Here is a 16,477-nt window from a genome sequence, read left to right as displayed (position 1 = left end):
TCCGGTGATTTTCATCGCTTACCCTAAATCCGCCATCAACACTTTGGATTTACGCTGGTAGTTGTACAACTGCTTTTTGCTCTCGGGCAGTAAATCAATATCCACCGGGGTAAATCCACGTTCCTGGAACCAGTGAATACTGCGCGTGGTCAGCACAAACAATTTGCTTAAGCCGCTCTGCTTCGCCTGAGCGGCAATGCGTTCCAGCAGAACCTCGCCCCGTGATGAACTGCGGTAATCCGGGTGAACTGCCACACAGGCCATTTCCCCAATCTTCTCTTCCGGGAACGGATAGAGCGCGGCGCAGGCAATAGTCGTGTTATCGCGCTGAATAATGGTGAATTTGTCGATTTCCATCTCCAGCTGCTCGCGAGAACGGCGCACCAGAATACCTTGCTGCTCCAGCGGGCGAATCAACTCCAGAATACCGCCAATATCGTTGATTGTTGCGCGACGAATCTGCTCGGCGCTTTCCATCACAATCTGCGTACCGATACCGTCGCGTGAGAACAACTCTTGCAACAGCGCGCCATCTTCCTGATAACTGATTAAATGACAGCGGCGCACGCCGCTGCGGCAGGCTTTCACTGCGCCACGCAAAAAGCGCACCGTACCGGAGTTGTAATCGCCTTTCTCTTCCTGGGCTTCTACCCGTGCTTGCGCTTCGTTAGGGAAAAGTTCGGAGACAATATCACCGTCGTCATTAGTAACGCCCTGGGAAGAGCAAAAACCAATCATCTTTTCAGCTTTCAGTTTGATGGCTAGTTGAGTGGCAATCTCTTCCGAGGTCAGATTAAAGCTCTCGCCAGTGACTGAAACAGCGACCGGCCCCATTAGCACTATTGCACCGCTTTCCAGTTGACGATGGATCGCGTCTTCATCAATCCGCCGGATACGCCCGCTATGGCAGTAATCCACGCCGTCATCGACGCCCAGCGGCTGGGCAATAATAAAATTGCCACTAACGACGTTGATATGCGCGCCCTGCAGCGGCGTGTTATTGAGACTCATTGACAGGCGAGCAGTAATATCCAGTTGCAATGTTCCCGCAGCCTGCTTCACCAGTTCCAGTGTTTTGGCGTCGGTCACACGTATATTCTTGTGATACAGCGGTTCGTGGTGATGCGCAGCCAGATTTGCGTCGATCTGCGGACGTGCGCCATAGACCACCACCAGACGGATGCCGAGGCTGTGCAACAACCCGATATCATTAACGATACTGGAGAAATTCTCATGCTCAATGGCTTCACCGCCGAGCATGATGACAAACGTTTTTCCCCGGTGGGTATTGATATAGGGAACCGAATGGCGGAATCCCTCGACCAGCTCGGTTTTACGTTCCTTTACCACGGCACACCCCTTTGCATGATTATTTGAAATTATTGTATTTTTATTCTGTTTTTTCGCAGGGTGCAAGTGTAAATTTTATGCGAGAGCGACTTTTTTATCAGTAATGCCGTGAATATAAAAAGAATGTTTACCGTTTATTAGATGACAGATTATGCGTCTTTCGCTAAAGTTTCCGGTCAAATTAGTCGTTTACTTGTTACACAGCTTAGATTTCTTTTGCTCGGGAGAGGCATGTCAGGATCCAACACTGCAATCAGCCGTCGTCGTTTACTGCAAGGCGCGGGCGCTATGTGGCTATTGAGCGTAAGTCAGGTCAGCCTGGCTGCGGTTAGCCAGGTCGTGGCGGTGCGCGTCTGGCCTGCGTCCAGCTACACCCGCGTGACGGTAGAATCAAATCGTCAGCTGAAATATAAGCAGTTCGCGTTGAGTAACCCTGAACGCGTGGTGGTGGATATCGAAGATGTAAACCTGAACTCGGTACTCAAGGGGATGGCGGCACAAATTCGTGCAGACGACCCGTTCATCAAGTCGGCGCGCGTCGGGCAATTTGACCCGCAAACCGTACGCATGGTTTTTGAATTAAAGCAAAACGTAAAACCGCAGCTGTTTGCCCTTGCGCCGGTCGCCGGGTTTAAAGAGCGTCTGGTGATGGACCTCTATCCGGCCAATGCACAGGATATGCAGGACCCGCTGCTGGCGCTGCTGGAGGATTACAACAAAGGCGACCTCGAAAAGCAGGTGCCGCCAGCGCAAAGTGGTCCACAACCGGGTAAAGCAGGGCGCGATCGTCCGATTGTCATTATGCTTGACCCTGGCCACGGTGGCGAAGACTCCGGTGCGGTGGGGAAATACAAAACGCGCGAAAAAGATGTGGTATTGCAAATAGCTCGCCGTTTGCGCTCTCTGATCGAGAAAGAGGGCAGTATGAAGGTGTGCATGACGCGCAATGAAGACATCTTCATTCCGTTGCAAGTGCGCGTAGCAAAAGCCCAGAAACAGCGTGCTGACCTGTTTGTCTCTATCCATGCCGACGCCTTTACCAGTCGTCAGCCGAGCGGTTCCTCGGTGTTTGCGCTCTCAACCAAAGGCGCAACCAGTACTGCGGCAAAATATCTGGCACAAACCCAGAACGCCTCGGACTTGATTGGTGGCGTGAGCAAAAGCGGTGACCGCTATGTCGACCACACCATGTTCGATATGGTGCAGTCGCTGACTATTGCTGACAGCCTTAAGTTTGGTAAAGCGGTACTGAATAAGCTCGGAAAAATCAACAAGCTGCATAAAAATCAAGTTGAACAGGCCGGGTTTGCCGTACTAAAGGCACCAGATATTCCCTCCATTCTGGTCGAAACGGCGTTTATCAGTAACGTTGAGGAAGAGCGTAAACTGAAAACGGCGACTTTCCAGCAGGAAGTTGCGGAGTCTATTCTTGCGGGGATTAAAGCGTATTTTGCCGATGGGGCAACGCTGGCGAGAAGGGGATGATAAAAAGGCGCTGAATGGCGCTTTTTTTATGGGAGATCAGAAACAAAAAAACACCCGTTAGGGTGTTCAATAATTGGTTGCGGGGGCCGGATTTGAACCGACGACCTTCGGGTTATGAGCCCGACGAGCTACCAAGCTGCTCCACCCCGCGTCACCGTACTGCTTTTACTTCATCAAATTTGATTGGTTGCGGGGGCCGGATTTGAACCGACGACCTTCGGGTTATGAGCCCGACGAGCTACCAGGCTGCTCCACCCCGCGTCCGTGGATGCGCACTATACTCCGCTCGCGTTTTCATGCAACCTTTTTTTTACCCCGATCACGGATTTAGCATGATTTTGAACAAAAACAAACCACTAAAGCCTGTTTTTTGTGCAAAATTTGCGTCAGGGAGAGGCTGCTCATTTCATTAAACGCGGCGGTTTGTTATCTTCGTTGCGCCTTATTTTTTAACCTGAAGAAGAGAACAATGAAAGGACGTTGGGTAAAGTACCTTCTTATGGGCACGGTTGTGGCAATGCTTGCCGCCTGCTCTTCCAAACCAACCGATCGCGGACAGCAATATAAAGACGGGAAATTTACCCAGCCTTTCTCTCTGGTGAACCAGCCAGATGCCGTTGGCGCGCCGATTAACGCCGGTGATTTTGCCGAGCAAATTAACCATATCCGTAATTCGTCACCGCGTCTGTATGGCAACCAGAGTAATGTTTATAACGCGGTGCAAGAGTGGCTGCGCGCAGGCGGTGATACCCGCAATATGCGCCAGTTCGGCATTGATGCCTGGCAGATGGAAGGTGCCGACAACTATGGTAACGTGCAGTTTACAGGCTATTACACGCCGGTAATTCAGGCGCGCCATACCCGCCAGGGCGAGTTCCAGTATCCTATTTACCGTATGCCGCCAAAACGTGGTCGTCTGCCGTCTCGTGCGGAGATCTACGCCGGGGCATTGGGCGATAAATACATCCTCGCTTACAGCAACTCTCTGATGGATAACTTCATTATGGATGTGCAGGGTAGTGGGTATATCGACTTTGGTGATGGCAGTCCGCTTAACTTTTTCAGCTATGCAGGGAAAAACGGTCATGCCTATCGCAGCATTGGTAAGGTGCTGATCGACCGTGGCGAAGTGAAAAAAGAAGATATGTCGATGCAGGCGATTCGTCATTGGGGCGAAACACACAGTGAAGCCGAGGTTCGCGAGCTGCTGGAACAGAACCCGTCTTTCGTCTTCTTTAAACCGCAATCTTTTGCACCGGTGAAAGGGGCAAGTGCGGTGCCGCTGGTTGGCCGTGCTTCTGTTGCCTCCGATCGTTCAATTATTCCGCCAGGTACTACCTTGCTGGCAGAAGTGCCGCTGCTGGATAATAACGGCAAATTTAACGGTCAGTACGAATTGCGTCTGATGGTGGCGTTGGATGTCGGGGGCGCAATCAAAGGCCAACACTTCGATATCTATCAAGGGATCGGGCCGGAAGCCGGACACCGCGCAGGTTGGTACAACCACTATGGACGGGTTTGGGTGCTGAAAACGGCTCCGGGCGCAGGTAACGTCTTTAGCGGCTGATGTGATATTCTGTATGCCGTTTTTACGGATATGACAGGGTGAGGGGTAACCTCACATCCTGATTATTGACTAAGTGCGCGTTGTTCATACCGGATGCGGCGTGAACGCCTTATCCGGCCTACAAATCATGCAAATCCAAAATATTGCAGGAGTTATGTAGGCCTGATAAGCGTAGCGCATCAGGCATTTATGCGTTTAGGGTGAGGGATAACCTCGCCCTTTTTAATTCTGAGGTGCTATGTCTGTGGTAATTAGTGATGCATGGCGTCAGCGTTTTGGTGGCACAGCGCGTCTGTATGGTGAAAAAGCGTTGCAACTGTTTGCTGACGCGCATATTTGTGTGGTTGGTATCGGTGGTGTCGGTTCCTGGGCGGCGGAAGCGCTGGCGCGCACGGGGATTGGCGCAATCACGCTTATCGATATGGATGATGTGTGCGTCACCAATACCAATCGGCAAATTCACGCTCTGCGCGATAACGTCGGGCTGGCAAAAGCGGAAGTCATGGCGGAGCGCATTCGCCAGATTAACCCGGAGTGCCGTGTAACGGTGGTGGATGATTTCGTGACGCCGGATAACGTAGCGCAATATATGAGTGCCGGTTATTCGTACGTGATTGATGCCATTGATAGTGTACGGCCCAAAGCGGCGCTGATTGCTTATTGTCGGCGCAATAAAATCCCGCTGGTCACGACCGGTGGCGCGGGTGGGCAGATTGACCCGACGCAGATTCAGGTTACCGATCTGGCGAAAACGATTCAGGATCCGCTGGCGGCGAAGTTGCGCGAGCGCCTGAAAAGCGATTTTGGCGTAGTGAAAAACAGTAAAGGTAAGCTCGGCGTGGATTGCGTGTTTTCTACTGAAGCGCTGGTGTACCCGCAGTCAGACGGTACGGTGTGTGCGATGAAAGCCACGGCAGAAGGGCCGAAGCGGATGGATTGTGCATCTGGATTTGGCGCGGCAACGATGGTGACCGCCACCTTTGGGTTTGTTGCGGTTTCTCATGCGCTGAAGAAGATGATGGCGAAAGCGGCGCGTCAGGGTTAAACAATCAGGTCGGATGAGACGCGAACGTCTTATCCGACCCGGTTCTGTGCTTAAACCTGCTTCGTCGCAGCGATAATCGCCTCGCTTAACGCATTTAACCCCTGGCTGCGTGAGGCGCTAAGCTGCGCACGTAATCCCAGCTCATCAAACAATGCCAGCGGCGACTGTGCCTGTAATTCGGCGGCGGTTTTCCCCTCAACGGCAGTCAACAACACCGCCAACAGGCCGCGCACAATGCGCCCTTCGCTGTCGCCAAAGAAGTGCATTTTGCCGTTTTCAGCCACGGTATATCCCAGCCAGACGCGGTTTTCGCATCCGGCAATCTCTTTAGCCTGCGCTTTTAACTCGTCTGGCAAAGCCGGAAGCTGTTTCCCCAGCATGATCAACTGGCGATATTTATCTTCCCATTGCGACAACGGTGCGAAGGTATTGCGTAACGTTTCTGCGGTTACGGTTGTGCCGAACGGATGTCCGGCGAATTGCGGGTTTGTCATTAATCCACCAATAATTCCAGCGCGCGGTCAACGGCATTCACCAGCGCATCCACATCACTCTTTGTATTATATGGCGCAAATGAGGCGCGCAGTGTGCCGGTTACGCCTAATTCTGCCAGTAGCGGCTGAGCGCAATGTTGCCCGGCCCGCAAGGCAATACCGTACTCCGCCAGTAGCGTCACCATATCGCTGTGATGAACGCCAGCAAAATCAAAGGCCAGCAGGCTGGAATCCTGGCAGCGGAATGAACGAAAGCCTGGACGTTTCGCCAGCGCTTCTTCTGCAAGCGTTGCTAAGCTACGGCTCCAGCTTTCGGCCTGGTTGATATCGTAATCTGCCAGCCATTCCAGCGCCGCGCTTAATCCTATGACGCCAGCGACATTTGGCGTTCCTGCTTCCAGTTTCCACGGCGCAGATTGAGTGGTGAAACCGTCAAAACTCACTTCGTGAATCATTTTGCCGCCACCCAGCCAGGGTGACATCGCTTCCAGCAGTTCTGATTTGCCATACAGCACGCCGATACCCGTCGGGCCATACAGTTTGTGACCAGAGAAAGCATAGAAATCGATATCCAGTTGCTGAACATCCGCGGGGAAATGCACCGCCCCCTGAGCACCATCAACCATCACCACCATCCCGGCTGAATGAGCAAAGGTAATCGCTCGCGCCAGATCCGGGCAACCGCCAGTCACGTTCGACATCTGACCCAACGCCAGAATCCGACTACGGGGAGTAATCAGTTCTGGCAACAAATCGACATCCGGCAGTCGCTGCGCATTAAGCGGCAATTTCACCACTTTGGCTCTAGTTTGTTGGGCGACCATCAGCCAGGGGACGAGGTTAGCGTGGTGTTCTGCCACGCTGACAATAATCTCATCGCCCGGTTGCAGACGCGGACGCGCATAGCATTGTGCCACCATGTTGATGGATTCAGTGGTGCCGCGCGTCCAGACGATAGTTTTATCATCCGGTGCATTCAGTAATTGCGCCACTTTCTCTCGTGCAGCTTCATAACGCGCGGTCAGGCGTTGGGCTTCGGCAAACTGGCTGCGATGGACGTTTCCGGCGCTCAGGCTGTAAAACTGTCGAGTGGCTTCAACCACGGCTTCAGGTTTAAGCGCGGTCGCGGCGCTGTCGAGATAGACGCCCGCATCCTGTAGTGCGGGAAACTGGGCGCGAAACTGCGCGGGATTAAAAACGTTCATGGTACTCCTCGGCTTGATGCACCGATCGTGACGCAAAATTCACTTTGATACAAGGAGAGTGCTAACCATCAGAATTATCTGGATATCCTGGCGAAGCCGCGTAAGTAACATATGCTGAATAGTGTTAGGCGTTAATTTTAGCCTATTAATCAATACTATTAAGATTTATTAATCGCTTTAAGGAGAAGATGATGAAAAAGACTGCCGCAATTATTTCTGCCTGTATGCTGACTTTTGCCCTGAGCGCCTGTTCCGGTTCGAACTATGTGATGCACACCAATGACGGACGTACCATCGTCTCTGACGGCAAACCACAGACTGATAACGATACCGGTATGATTTCGTATAAAGACGCTAATGGCAACAAACAGCAGATCAACCGTACTGACGTGAAAGAGATGGTCGAACTGGAACAGTAATTCGCGATCGCAAGGTAAAAAAAAGCACCGCAATTAGGCGGTGCTACATTAATCACTATGGACAGACAGGGTAAATGTACAGGAAGTGAAAAAAGGTAGCTTTGCTACCATGGTCTGAATCGCAGACCAATTGCAAACACAACAACACAACATCACAACCGTAAGCCAAAAGTTCACCAGAATACGCATTCCGATAAAACTTTTCGTTCCGGCTCAGGAAGTGCCGCCACTATAGGTATTTGCTGGTAGAAGCTCAACGGACAATTTATAATGGCTCAGATTAAAAAAACTAATAGGTTACACAGTGTGATCTAATTGTTAAATTCATTTAACATCAAAGTTTAAAAGCCATGTCTAAACGATTACCACCGCTAAATGCCTTACGAGTTTTTGATGCCGCAGCACGCCATTTAAGTTTCACTCGCGCAGCAGAAGAGCTTTTTGTGACCCAGGCTGCAGTAAGTCATCAAATCAAGTCTCTTGAGGATTTTTTGGGGCTAAAACTGTTCCGCCGCCGTAATCGTTCACTCCTGCTGACCGAGGAAGGGCAAAGCTATTTCCTCGATATCAAAGAGATATTTTCGCAATTAACCGAAGCGACGCGTAAACTCCAGGCCCGTAGCGCCAAGGGGGCGTTGACGGTCAGTTTACTCCCCAGTTTCGCCATTCATTGGTTGGTTCCGCGACTTTCCAGCTTTAATTCAGCTTATCCGGGAATTGACGTTCGAATCCAGGCGGTTGATCGTCAGGAAGATAAGCTGGCGGATGATGTTGATGTGGCGATATTTTATGGTCGGGGCAACTGGCCGGGGCTACGGGTGGAAAAACTGTACGCCGAATATTTATTGCCGGTGTGTTCGCCGCTACTGCTGACAGGCGAAAAACCCTTGAAGACCCCGGAAGATCTGGCTAAACATACGTTATTACATGATGCGTCACGCCGTGACTGGCAGACATATACCCGACAGTTGGGGTTAAATCATATCAACGTTCAGCAAGGGCCAATTTTTAGTCATAGCGCCATGGTGCTGCAAGCGGCTATTCACGGGCAGGGAGTGGCGCTGGCAAATAACGTGATGGCGCAATCTGAAATCGAGGCCGGACGTCTTGTTTGCCCGTTTAATGATGTTCTGGTCAGTAAAAATGCTTTTTATCTGGTTTGTCATGACAGCCAGGCAGAACTGGGTAAAATAGCCGCCTTTCGCCAATGGATCCTGGCGAAAGCCGCTGCTGAACAAGAAAAATTCCGCTTTCGTTATGAACAATAATTTACGTAGGGTACGACCATGACCAGCCGTTTTATGCTGATTTTCGCCGCCATTAGCGGCTTCATTTTTGTGGCACTGGGCGCTTTTGGTGCGCATGTGTTAAGTAAAACCATGGGGGCCGTTGAGATGGGCTGGATCCAAACCGGTCTCGAATACCAGGCGTTTCATACGCTGGCGATCTTAGGTCTGGCGGTGGCAATGCAGCGTCGCATCAGTATCTGGTTTTACTGGAGTAGCGTTTTCCTCGCGTTAGGCACGGTGCTGTTCAGCGGCAGCCTTTATTGCCTGGCGCTGTCCCATCTGCGTTTGTGGGCGTTTGTCACACCGGTTGGCGGCGTGAGCTTCCTTGCGGGCTGGGCGTTAATGTTAGTTGGTGCTATCCGTTTAAAGCGCAAGGGCGTAAGTCATGAATAAGGTTGTATTGCTGTGCCGTCCGGGCTTTGAAAAAGAGTGCGCCGCAGAAATTACCGATAAAGCCGGCCAGCGGGAAATTTTCGGTTTTGCCCGCGTGAAAGAGAATGCGGGTTATGTCATTTATGAATGTTATCAACCTGATGATGGCGATAAGTTAATCCGTGAGCTGCCGTTCAGTTCATTAATTTTTGCCCGCCAGTGGTTTGTGGTGGGGGAACTCCTGCAGCATTTGCCGCCAGAAGATCGTATTACCCCCATTGTCGGCATGTTACAGGGTGTAGTAGAGAAGGGCGGTGAACTGCGTGTTGAAGTTGCCGATACCAACGAAAGCAAAGAGTTGCTGAAATTCTGCCGTAAGTTCACTGTTCCGCTACGCGCTGCCTTGCGCGATGCTGGGGTGCTGGCGAACTATGAAACGCCGAAGCGTCCGGTTGTGCATGTATTCTTTATTGCACCAGGATGCTGCTATACCGGTTACTCATACAGCAACAATAATTCGCCGTTCTATATGGGCATTCCGCGCCTGAAATTTCCGGCAGAGGCGCCGAGTCGTTCCACGCTCAAACTGGAAGAGGCATTTCATGTGTTTATTCCTGCGGATGAGTGGGATGAACGCCTGGCGAACGGGATGTGGGCGGTGGATTTAGGCGCTTGCCCTGGCGGCTGGACCTACCAACTGGTGAAGCGCAACATGTGGGTTTATTCCGTCGACAACGGCCCGATGGCGCAAAGTCTGATGGATACCGGGCAGGTGACGTGGCTGCGGGAAGACGGTTTCAAATTCCGTCCGACACGCAGCAATATCTCCTGGATGGTATGCGATATGGTTGAAAAACCGGCTAAAGTTGCGGCATTGATGGCGCAGTGGCTGGTTAATGGCTGGTGCCGTGAAACCATTTTCAATCTCAAACTGCCGATGAAAAAACGCTACGAAGAAGTATCACACAATCTGGCGTATATTCAGGCACAGCTTGATGAACATGGCATAAATGCTCAGATTCAGGCGCGGCAGTTGTATCACGATCGCGAAGAAGTGACGGTGCACGTCCGCCGCATCTGGGCTGCGGTGGGTGGTCGTCGCGACGAGCGATAACAGGCAAGGCCGGGGCGTCGTCTCCGGCCTGCTACCCTTTCCGTCAGGCTGTTACCAAAGAAGTTGCAACTTGGCGCTCATCAGAAATAATGTGCGTTACCTCATCCAGATGCCCGATGCGGGCTTCCCCTGAACGATTAAATTTACTTTTATCAATCAATAACAACGATTGCGCGGCACGTTTTAATAGCATCGATTTGTAATCAGCGTTGATCGCATTGGAGTCCCACAGTGCGCCGCTGCTATCGATCCCTTCACAAGAAAAAATAAACAGATCGATTTCCAGCGATTTAAGTTGGGAAATCAGCGAGGGATTGACGTAACAGCCATATTTGCGCTCAAGTGTGCCGCCGGAACTGATCAGTTGAATGCGTTCGCGTTTACCGAGTTCATGGCAAATTGGATGGCTATTGGTGAAGACCTGAATGTTGATGTCAGGCAACTGGCGTGCCAGATACCAGCAAGTTGAACTGGCGTCTAAGGCTATCACCATCCCTTCTTCAATCCACGCGAGCGCCTCGCGCGCGATATCTGCTTTATGCGCATAATGGCTTTTCAGCCTGATGTGAAAGGGATCGCCACTGTCTTGATTTTGACGGTGGATATATTTAGCGCGTCCATGATTGCGCAGAATTTTACCCTGCGTCTGTAATTCATTGAGATCGCGACGAATGGTTTCTTTACTGACCTTTAGCTGTTCAGAGAGAGCTTCCGTGGTCAGGCTGGTATGGTTCAGCAGCAGGTCGACTATCGCTTGCTGGCGTGCCGCTTTCATATTTTTCACCCCATCATTCGATAACCGCCCGCGTCATGCGGGCGTACCGGTATGAGATTACGGTGTTACCCCTTTTTTTAAAAGAATATTCCCGTACTTCGCTCGTTCGCCTGTGATAACGATCGCAAAGGCTTTTTGCGCCCGTTCATAAAACGCAAAACGATTGATGCGGATGATGTCAGGACACGGGGCTTGTAGTGAAAGCGCATTACGGTAACGTCGTTCTACTTCAGGATCGAGAGTGTCACCCTCTACCGCCGCCATCATCACCAGCGGCGGGGCATAACTGTCCAGCTCAAATAACGGGATAATCGCCTGGAGCAAGTCGCTCACCAACAGGCCATCAGCGCGGATCACCTGCGGTCCCATCGAATGGGCGGGAAAGTGAGCATCGGAAAAAATAATTTCATCTCCATGTCCCATCTCTGCCAGCACTTTCAATAGTTCGGGAGAAATTAACGGCGAAATTGTTTTCAGCATTTCACACTTCCTCTATAAATTCAGGTTCAGTTTGCGGGTAGAAATAACGGTACTGATAATGAATCTGTGCACGGGCTTCTTCCGGGCTGTTAAATTCCCCTACGCCATACCAACCGAACAGCGCAGCTCCTGCGACGGTCGTTTCGGCATCGTCGAGAACTTTTACCGGAATATCAAGCATATTGGCTTTAATCTGATTCCACAATGTGTTGCGACTTCCTCCACCGACTAACAATAATTCATAGGCTTTAAAGTGCCCGATTTTTTCCAGCATCTGTAGATTGCGCTGTAATTGCGCAGTTAACCCTTCCAGCGCCGCGCGATAGAAATGCCCCCGCGTGGTATTAAGCGTCACTCCTTGCCAGCCAGCGTTCTGACACGACAATAAATCACACTGCATTTTCACACCATCCGCGCCAGGTGCGATCAGACGAGCTTCTTCAATCAACATTTGCCAGGGTGTTTCAGCCGTCCAGAACAGTTTTCTCACCCATTCCAGCACGCCGGATGCCAGCCATTGCATACCTGGGTTATACAACCATGCCTGGCTATCTAGTTCGCAGGTGGAACCGGCGTACTGACTTAACAGCGAAGTATCAACCTAGGCGCTGCGAACCATTAAAATTTCCCATGTACCGGAGGAGAGCACGGGTTCATTTTGTTCGGCACCAGCGCCAAAAAGGGCGAACTGGGTATCGTGACCTGCGGAAATCACCGGTATGCCAACGGGTAAGCCGAGCATTGCTGCGGCGCTGTTCTGTAGCGTACCAATCTGTTCACCCGCTTCCACCAGACGAGGGAAGAGTCGGCGTGGAATACCGGTGGCTTGTAAAATTTGCGGACTGAAATCGCGTTGCTGGATATCCAGCATCTGGCTGGTTCCGGCCATCGTGATATCAGTAGTGAATTCGCCGGTTAAACGGTGGTTAATCAGCGACGAAATGAAGAGCCAGGCGTGCGCGCGTTCCAGCAGTTGTGGATGATTTTCTTTCAACCACACCAACTTATATAACGTATTGAAACTAAAGGCTCCGACGCCAGAAATAGCCTGCAACCGCTGTGCGGAGATTAACCGTTCAATATTGTCCATAACCGCTGCTGTTCGCGGACATTTCCAGCTAATGATCGGATAGAGCAGATTGCCTTGCTTATCTACCAGAGCGCCATCCACACCAAAGGTGGTGACGGCGATACCGCGGATGTGGCATTCAGTCAGTTCACTATTGATTTGCCGACAGCAATCAGCAAAGCGTTGCAAAATGGCAGTCTAAAGACCACTGGTGCCAGGTGTTGTTTTCCATCGCGATATCGCTGGCATTAGGCGTTGAGGCGCGGGCAACAATTTTTCCCTGCCGATTAACCGCGATGGCCCTGACATTGGTCGCGCCACAGTCGAGTACCAGGATAACTTCTTGTTTCATAATCGCTCCTGCAATATAGCCGGATAACATTGTTTATCCGGCTAACCACTCTTGCTTGTTCAGGCCCGGTAGCCGGAGCGACCGGGCATCACATCAGGGTGTAATGTATTAACGCTTGTACAACGGACCGTAGTTCTGGCAAGCGCGGTAATCCTGGCCCTCAATATCCATGCCGTGCGCAGCCCAGGCAGAAGGACGATACACTTTGGTCTCTTCAACGTTGTGCATACATACCGGGATACGCAGCATGGAGGCAAGGGTGATAAAGTCTGCGCCAACGTGGCCGATGGTCAGAACTCCGTGGTTGGCACCCCAGTTCGCCATTACCGAATACACATCCGTAAACGGCCCTTTACCAGTGAGGCGCGGTGCAAACCAGGTGGTTGGCCAGGTTGAGTTGGTGCGTTTGTTGAGGATGTCATGCACATCCTTCGGCAATTCCACGCTCCAGCCTTCCGCGATTTGCAGTACCGGTCCCAGGCCTTTGATGATGTTGACACGAGTCATGGTGAACGGGACGCCGCCTTCGGTAAGGAAGCGGGAAGAGTAACCGCCGCCACGGAAGTATTCGTGGATCGCCGGGCACCATTCGGTAGCGGCGAGGCAAGCGTCAGCCTCTTGCTGAGAGATTTCCCAGTGCGGCTTCATCGTCGGGTTACCTTCGCTGTCGCGTTGTTTACAGGAACCGTCCAGCGCAGCAGAACCTGAGTTGATCAAATGGATGATGCCGTGTTCTGCCAGTCCGTCCAGTTTATGCCCCGTTACACGCTCAATTGCTTCTGGTGACCAGTAGGTACGCACATCGGCAAATACCTGAGCGGTGCCGGTGAGCTGGTGACCCATTAGCATTGCCACGCCGTTAAGACTGTCGTTTTCGGTCGCCACGACAAAGGGTTCGCGCACGCCATTCCAGTCAAATGAACTGTTGAGGATCGCTTCGGCGGTGTCACCATTGGGATATTGATCGGTCCAGTGACGTTGCCCCTGGAAGCCCGCAGCGATGGCGTTGTAGCCAAGTGATTCTTCCACGCGACCAATATCGGCCAGTTTGCTGTTGCCTTGCATCATGTCGCGGATACACATCGCCATCAGTAAACTTTCGCGCAGAACTGCGCGGCTTTGCTCGGCATTGCGTTGATACTGTTTGTTATTTTCATCTTCGCCATAGCGGAAGTTTTTATCAGCCCAGGCCAGTGCCATTTCCAGTTCGGCTTCGTCGTAAATCTTCTGATCGATACGGCGACGCAGTTCGGTCATATCCACCGCCTGGACTTTCATTCCCAGCCAGGATTCAAAGAAGTTGTGATCAACAATAGAACCGGCGATACCCATCGAAACGCCGCCCAGCGACAGATAGCTTTTACCTTTCATGCTGGCGACGGCCAAACCGGCGCGGGCAAAGCGCAGCAGTTTTTCTTCAACATCGGCAGGAATCGATGTGTCATCAGGCATCCTGAACGTCATGACCGTAAATGGAGAATGCCGGGATGCCTTTCTGGCTGTGAGCTGCCAGAGCCGCTGCCAGGTAAACAGCGCCGGGGCGTTCAGTGCCGTTAAAGCCCCAAATGGCTTTCGGGCGGGTTGGATCCATGTCGATGGTTTCACTGCCATAGCACCAGCAAGGCGTTACCGTAATGGTGAGGCCTACATTCTGGCTGCTGAATTTTTCTTCGCAAGCAGCGGCTTCAGCCATACCCGCGATACAGGTATCGGAAATGACACACTCGACGGCAGCTCCGCAGGCATGGCGCAGTTTCTCGGTCAGCAGTGCGGCCGTAGCTTTCGCCATATTCATTGTTTGTTCTTCAAGCGACTCACGAACACCCATGCGACGACCGTCAATAACCGGGCGGATACCAATTTTCGGTAAGCTGATTTTTTTCATTACAGATTCCTCACTTTATTCGGAAAATATGTTCAGTTAGTTGCCGTTTGAGAACGGAAACGGGCAAAGATAAAGATGACCGCGAAGCAGAGTGCGGGGATCAGTTCAGCAGTGGGGATGTTGCCCGCCGCGTCACTGACAAAACCCATGACCGGAGTGACAATACCGCCGCCAATAATGGTCATAACGATGAAGGACGAACCGTATTTGGTGTCCTGGCCGAGATTCTTAATGCCCAGCGAGAAGATTGTTGGGTACTGAATCGACATAAAGGCGCTGCATAAAGTCAGGGCTATTAAGCCCACATGACCGCCAGCGAAGGCTGAGATCAGGCACAGTGCCATAGCGATTAATGCGTAGGCGGCCAGGACTTTGTGTGGTGCGAAGCGACTGATGAGCCAGGTACCGGTGAAACGACCAATAAAGAAGCACACCATGGTTCCGGTTAAATAGTTAGCGGCAAAGCCTGCAGTCATACCTGGAATTTCTTCTACAGCGTAGCGAATCAAATAGCTCCAGCAGGCCGTTTGTGCGCCGACATAGCAGAATTGCGCTAATACCGCCCAGCGCCAGTGACGAATACGCGCCAGACGAGAAAGCGATGCGGAGAACGATCCTTGTTTGGCGTCACTGTGATTATCACTCTGCAATGCCGGGAATTTCGTCAGCATGATCAGCAGGGCGACCAGTAACACGATAGCCACGATGATCATATAAGGTGTCTGTACCGATAATACCAGGCTGTGTTTATACGCACTCAATTGCTCTGGAGACATTTTATCGAGAACGTCTTGCGATTGATGTGGCACGTTAGACAAAATAAGACTTTGCCCAAAGACAACCGCGATAATTGCGCCAAACGAGTTAAATGTTTGCGCAAGATTTAAGCGGAAGTGACTACTGCTTTCCGGCCCTAATACCGTAACAAAAGGGTTTGCGGCAGTTTCCAGACAACCTAATCCGGCTGCAATAATAAATAGGCCAACTAAAAATAAGGTGTAGTTCATTATTTCTGCAGCGGGCCAGAATAATGCAGCGCCCAAGGCATATAAAAATAATCCGGTAATAATCCCTGCTTTATAACTGAGTTTTTTCATCAATATCCCAGCAGGGATTGGGATAATGAAATAACCAAAGTAAAAGGCCGATTGGATCAGGCCAGCCTGGAAATTTGTCAGCGTAAAAGCCTGCTGGAATTGAGGTAATAAAATGTCGTTAAGGTTATTGGCTACCGCCCAAAGAAAAAACAGTGAGCACAGCAGCGCGAATGGAATAATGTAACTTCTGCTTTGCCCTGCATCTTTATCTACCGCACGGTAACTCTGCGTTTGTATTGATGTGTTTCCCATAGCATCCTCTTAGGTTCAGAAGCTTAAGCACGTAATCGGTTATGTTTTCAAAAGTGCAAAACCAGCGAGTTCGGGCTTCATATCGGTGAATATTTGCCTGTCTGAAATGAACTCATGGATTCATTTTCAAGGTAATGACTCCAACTTACTGATAGTGTTTTATGTTCAGATAATGCCCGATGACCTTGCCATGCAGCTCCACCGATTTTGAGAACGACAGTGACTTC

The 16,477-nt window shown here is 51.2% G+C and carries 14 protein-coding genes, 2 tRNA genes and 2 pseudogenes; 7 read left to right on the top strand and 11 right to left on the bottom strand.

What is annotated here, in order from left to right:
• Positions 1-18: 18 nt before the first annotated feature.
• Entirely contained in the window at positions 19-1,350 is a 1,332-nt protein-coding gene (argA, locus tag ACUU1M_RS03005) for an amino-acid N-acetyltransferase (protein ID WP_000237956.1), read from the bottom strand.
• 231 nt (positions 1,351-1,581) lie between these two features.
• Here argA and amiC point away from each other — a divergent pair, with 231 nt between their 5' ends.
• Entirely contained in the window at positions 1,582-2,835 is a 1,254-nt protein-coding gene (gene amiC / locus ACUU1M_RS03000) for an N-acetylmuramoyl-L-alanine amidase AmiC (protein WP_005076468.1), read from the top strand.
• A 74-nt stretch (positions 2,836-2,909) separates the two neighbouring features.
• On the opposite strand, the gene ACUU1M_RS02995 is transcribed toward amiC, so the two are convergent.
• Together ACUU1M_RS02995 and ACUU1M_RS02990 are read right to left on the bottom strand one after the other, a co-directional pair.
• Positions 2,910-2,986, bottom strand: a tRNA-Met gene (locus ACUU1M_RS02995).
• Between the two features lie 33 nt (positions 2,987-3,019).
• Positions 3,020-3,096, bottom strand: a tRNA-Met gene (locus tag ACUU1M_RS02990).
• A gap of 208 nt (positions 3,097-3,304) precedes the next feature.
• On the opposite strand from ACUU1M_RS02990, the gene mltA reads away from it, so the two are divergent.
• Complete coding sequence (mltA, locus tag ACUU1M_RS02985; protein ID WP_000678641.1) at positions 3,305-4,402, top strand: murein transglycosylase A; 1,098 nt, start codon at positions 3,305-3,307, stop codon at positions 4,400-4,402.
• Between the two features lie 238 nt (positions 4,403-4,640).
• Positions 4,641-5,447 carry a tRNA cyclic N6-threonylcarbamoyladenosine(37) synthase TcdA gene (tcdA, locus tag ACUU1M_RS02980; RefSeq protein WP_000117724.1) on the top strand — a complete coding sequence of 269 codons (807 nt, stop codon included), beginning with the start codon at positions 4,641-4,643 and terminating at the stop codon, positions 5,445-5,447.
• A gap of 50 nt (positions 5,448-5,497) precedes the next feature.
• Here the strand turns inward: tcdA and csdE are convergent, their stop codons facing one another.
• Both csdE and csdA read right to left on the bottom strand, forming a co-directional pair.
• Positions 5,498-5,941, bottom strand: a complete 444-nt coding sequence (gene csdE / locus ACUU1M_RS02975; protein WP_000184247.1) for a cysteine desulfurase sulfur acceptor subunit CsdE — start codon at positions 5,939-5,941, stop codon at positions 5,498-5,500.
• The gene (gene csdA / locus ACUU1M_RS02970) at positions 5,941-7,146 is read right to left on the bottom strand and encodes a cysteine desulfurase CsdA (RefSeq protein WP_005064131.1); all 1,206 of its coding nucleotides are present in this window, start codon (positions 7,144-7,146) and stop codon (positions 5,941-5,943) included. The genes csdE and csdA overlap by 1 nt, the downstream gene beginning before the upstream one ends.
• Positions 7,147-7,337: 191 nt before the next feature.
• Between csdA and ACUU1M_RS02965 the strand changes: the two genes are divergently transcribed.
• From ACUU1M_RS02965 to rlmM, 4 genes are all read left to right on the top strand, one after another.
• The gene (locus ACUU1M_RS02965) at positions 7,338-7,565 is read left to right on the top strand and encodes a YgdI/YgdR family lipoprotein (RefSeq protein ID WP_005070698.1); all 228 of its coding nucleotides are present in this window, start codon (positions 7,338-7,340) and stop codon (positions 7,563-7,565) included.
• A gap of 350 nt (positions 7,566-7,915) precedes the next feature.
• Complete coding sequence (gene gcvA / locus ACUU1M_RS02960) at positions 7,916-8,833, top strand: glycine cleavage system transcriptional regulator GcvA (RefSeq protein WP_000044401.1); 918 nt, start codon at positions 7,916-7,918, stop codon at positions 8,831-8,833.
• 18 nt (positions 8,834-8,851) lie between these two features.
• On the top strand, positions 8,852-9,247 hold the full coding sequence (locus ACUU1M_RS02955) for a DUF423 domain-containing protein (protein WP_000203905.1): 396 nt from the start codon (positions 8,852-8,854) through the stop codon (positions 9,245-9,247).
• A complete protein-coding gene (gene rlmM, locus ACUU1M_RS02950) occupies positions 9,240-10,340 on the top strand; it encodes a 23S rRNA (cytidine(2498)-2'-O)-methyltransferase RlmM (RefSeq protein WP_001045525.1) in 1,101 nt (366 codons plus the stop codon). Before ACUU1M_RS02955 ends, rlmM begins: the two co-directional genes overlap by 8 nt.
• Before the next feature lie 43 nt (positions 10,341-10,383).
• Here the strand turns inward: rlmM and fucR are convergent, their stop codons facing one another.
• The 6 genes and pseudogenes from fucR to ACUU1M_RS02920 all read right to left on the bottom strand — a co-directional run.
• Complete coding sequence (fucR, locus tag ACUU1M_RS02945) at positions 10,384-11,115, bottom strand: L-fucose operon activator (RefSeq protein WP_000642344.1); 732 nt, start codon at positions 11,113-11,115, stop codon at positions 10,384-10,386.
• 57 nt (positions 11,116-11,172) lie between these two features.
• The gene (gene fucU / locus ACUU1M_RS02940; protein ID WP_000920840.1) at positions 11,173-11,595 is read right to left on the bottom strand and encodes an L-fucose mutarotase; all 423 of its coding nucleotides are present in this window, start codon (positions 11,593-11,595) and stop codon (positions 11,173-11,175) included.
• A gap of 1 nt (position 11,596) precedes the next feature.
• Positions 11,597-13,016, bottom strand: a pseudogene (gene fucK, locus ACUU1M_RS02935) (L-fuculokinase).
• 108 nt (positions 13,017-13,124) lie between these two features.
• Positions 13,125-14,901: pseudogene (gene fucI, locus ACUU1M_RS02930) on the bottom strand (L-fucose isomerase).
• A gap of 32 nt (positions 14,902-14,933) precedes the next feature.
• Positions 14,934-16,250: an L-fucose:H+ symporter permease gene (gene fucP / locus ACUU1M_RS02925; protein ID WP_000528612.1), complete on the bottom strand. Its 1,317-nt coding sequence runs from the start codon at positions 16,248-16,250 to the stop codon at positions 14,934-14,936.
• 145 nt (positions 16,251-16,395) lie between these two features.
• Positions 16,396-16,477: IS1 family transposase (locus tag ACUU1M_RS02920; RefSeq protein WP_449144640.1), on the bottom strand; the 82-nt coding region annotated here is incomplete at its 5' end.

The organism is Shigella sp. SIG6 (assembly GCF_053555815.1).
Note: the sequence above shows the minus strand (reverse complement) of the source record. Positions and strands in the feature narration are given on the sequence as shown.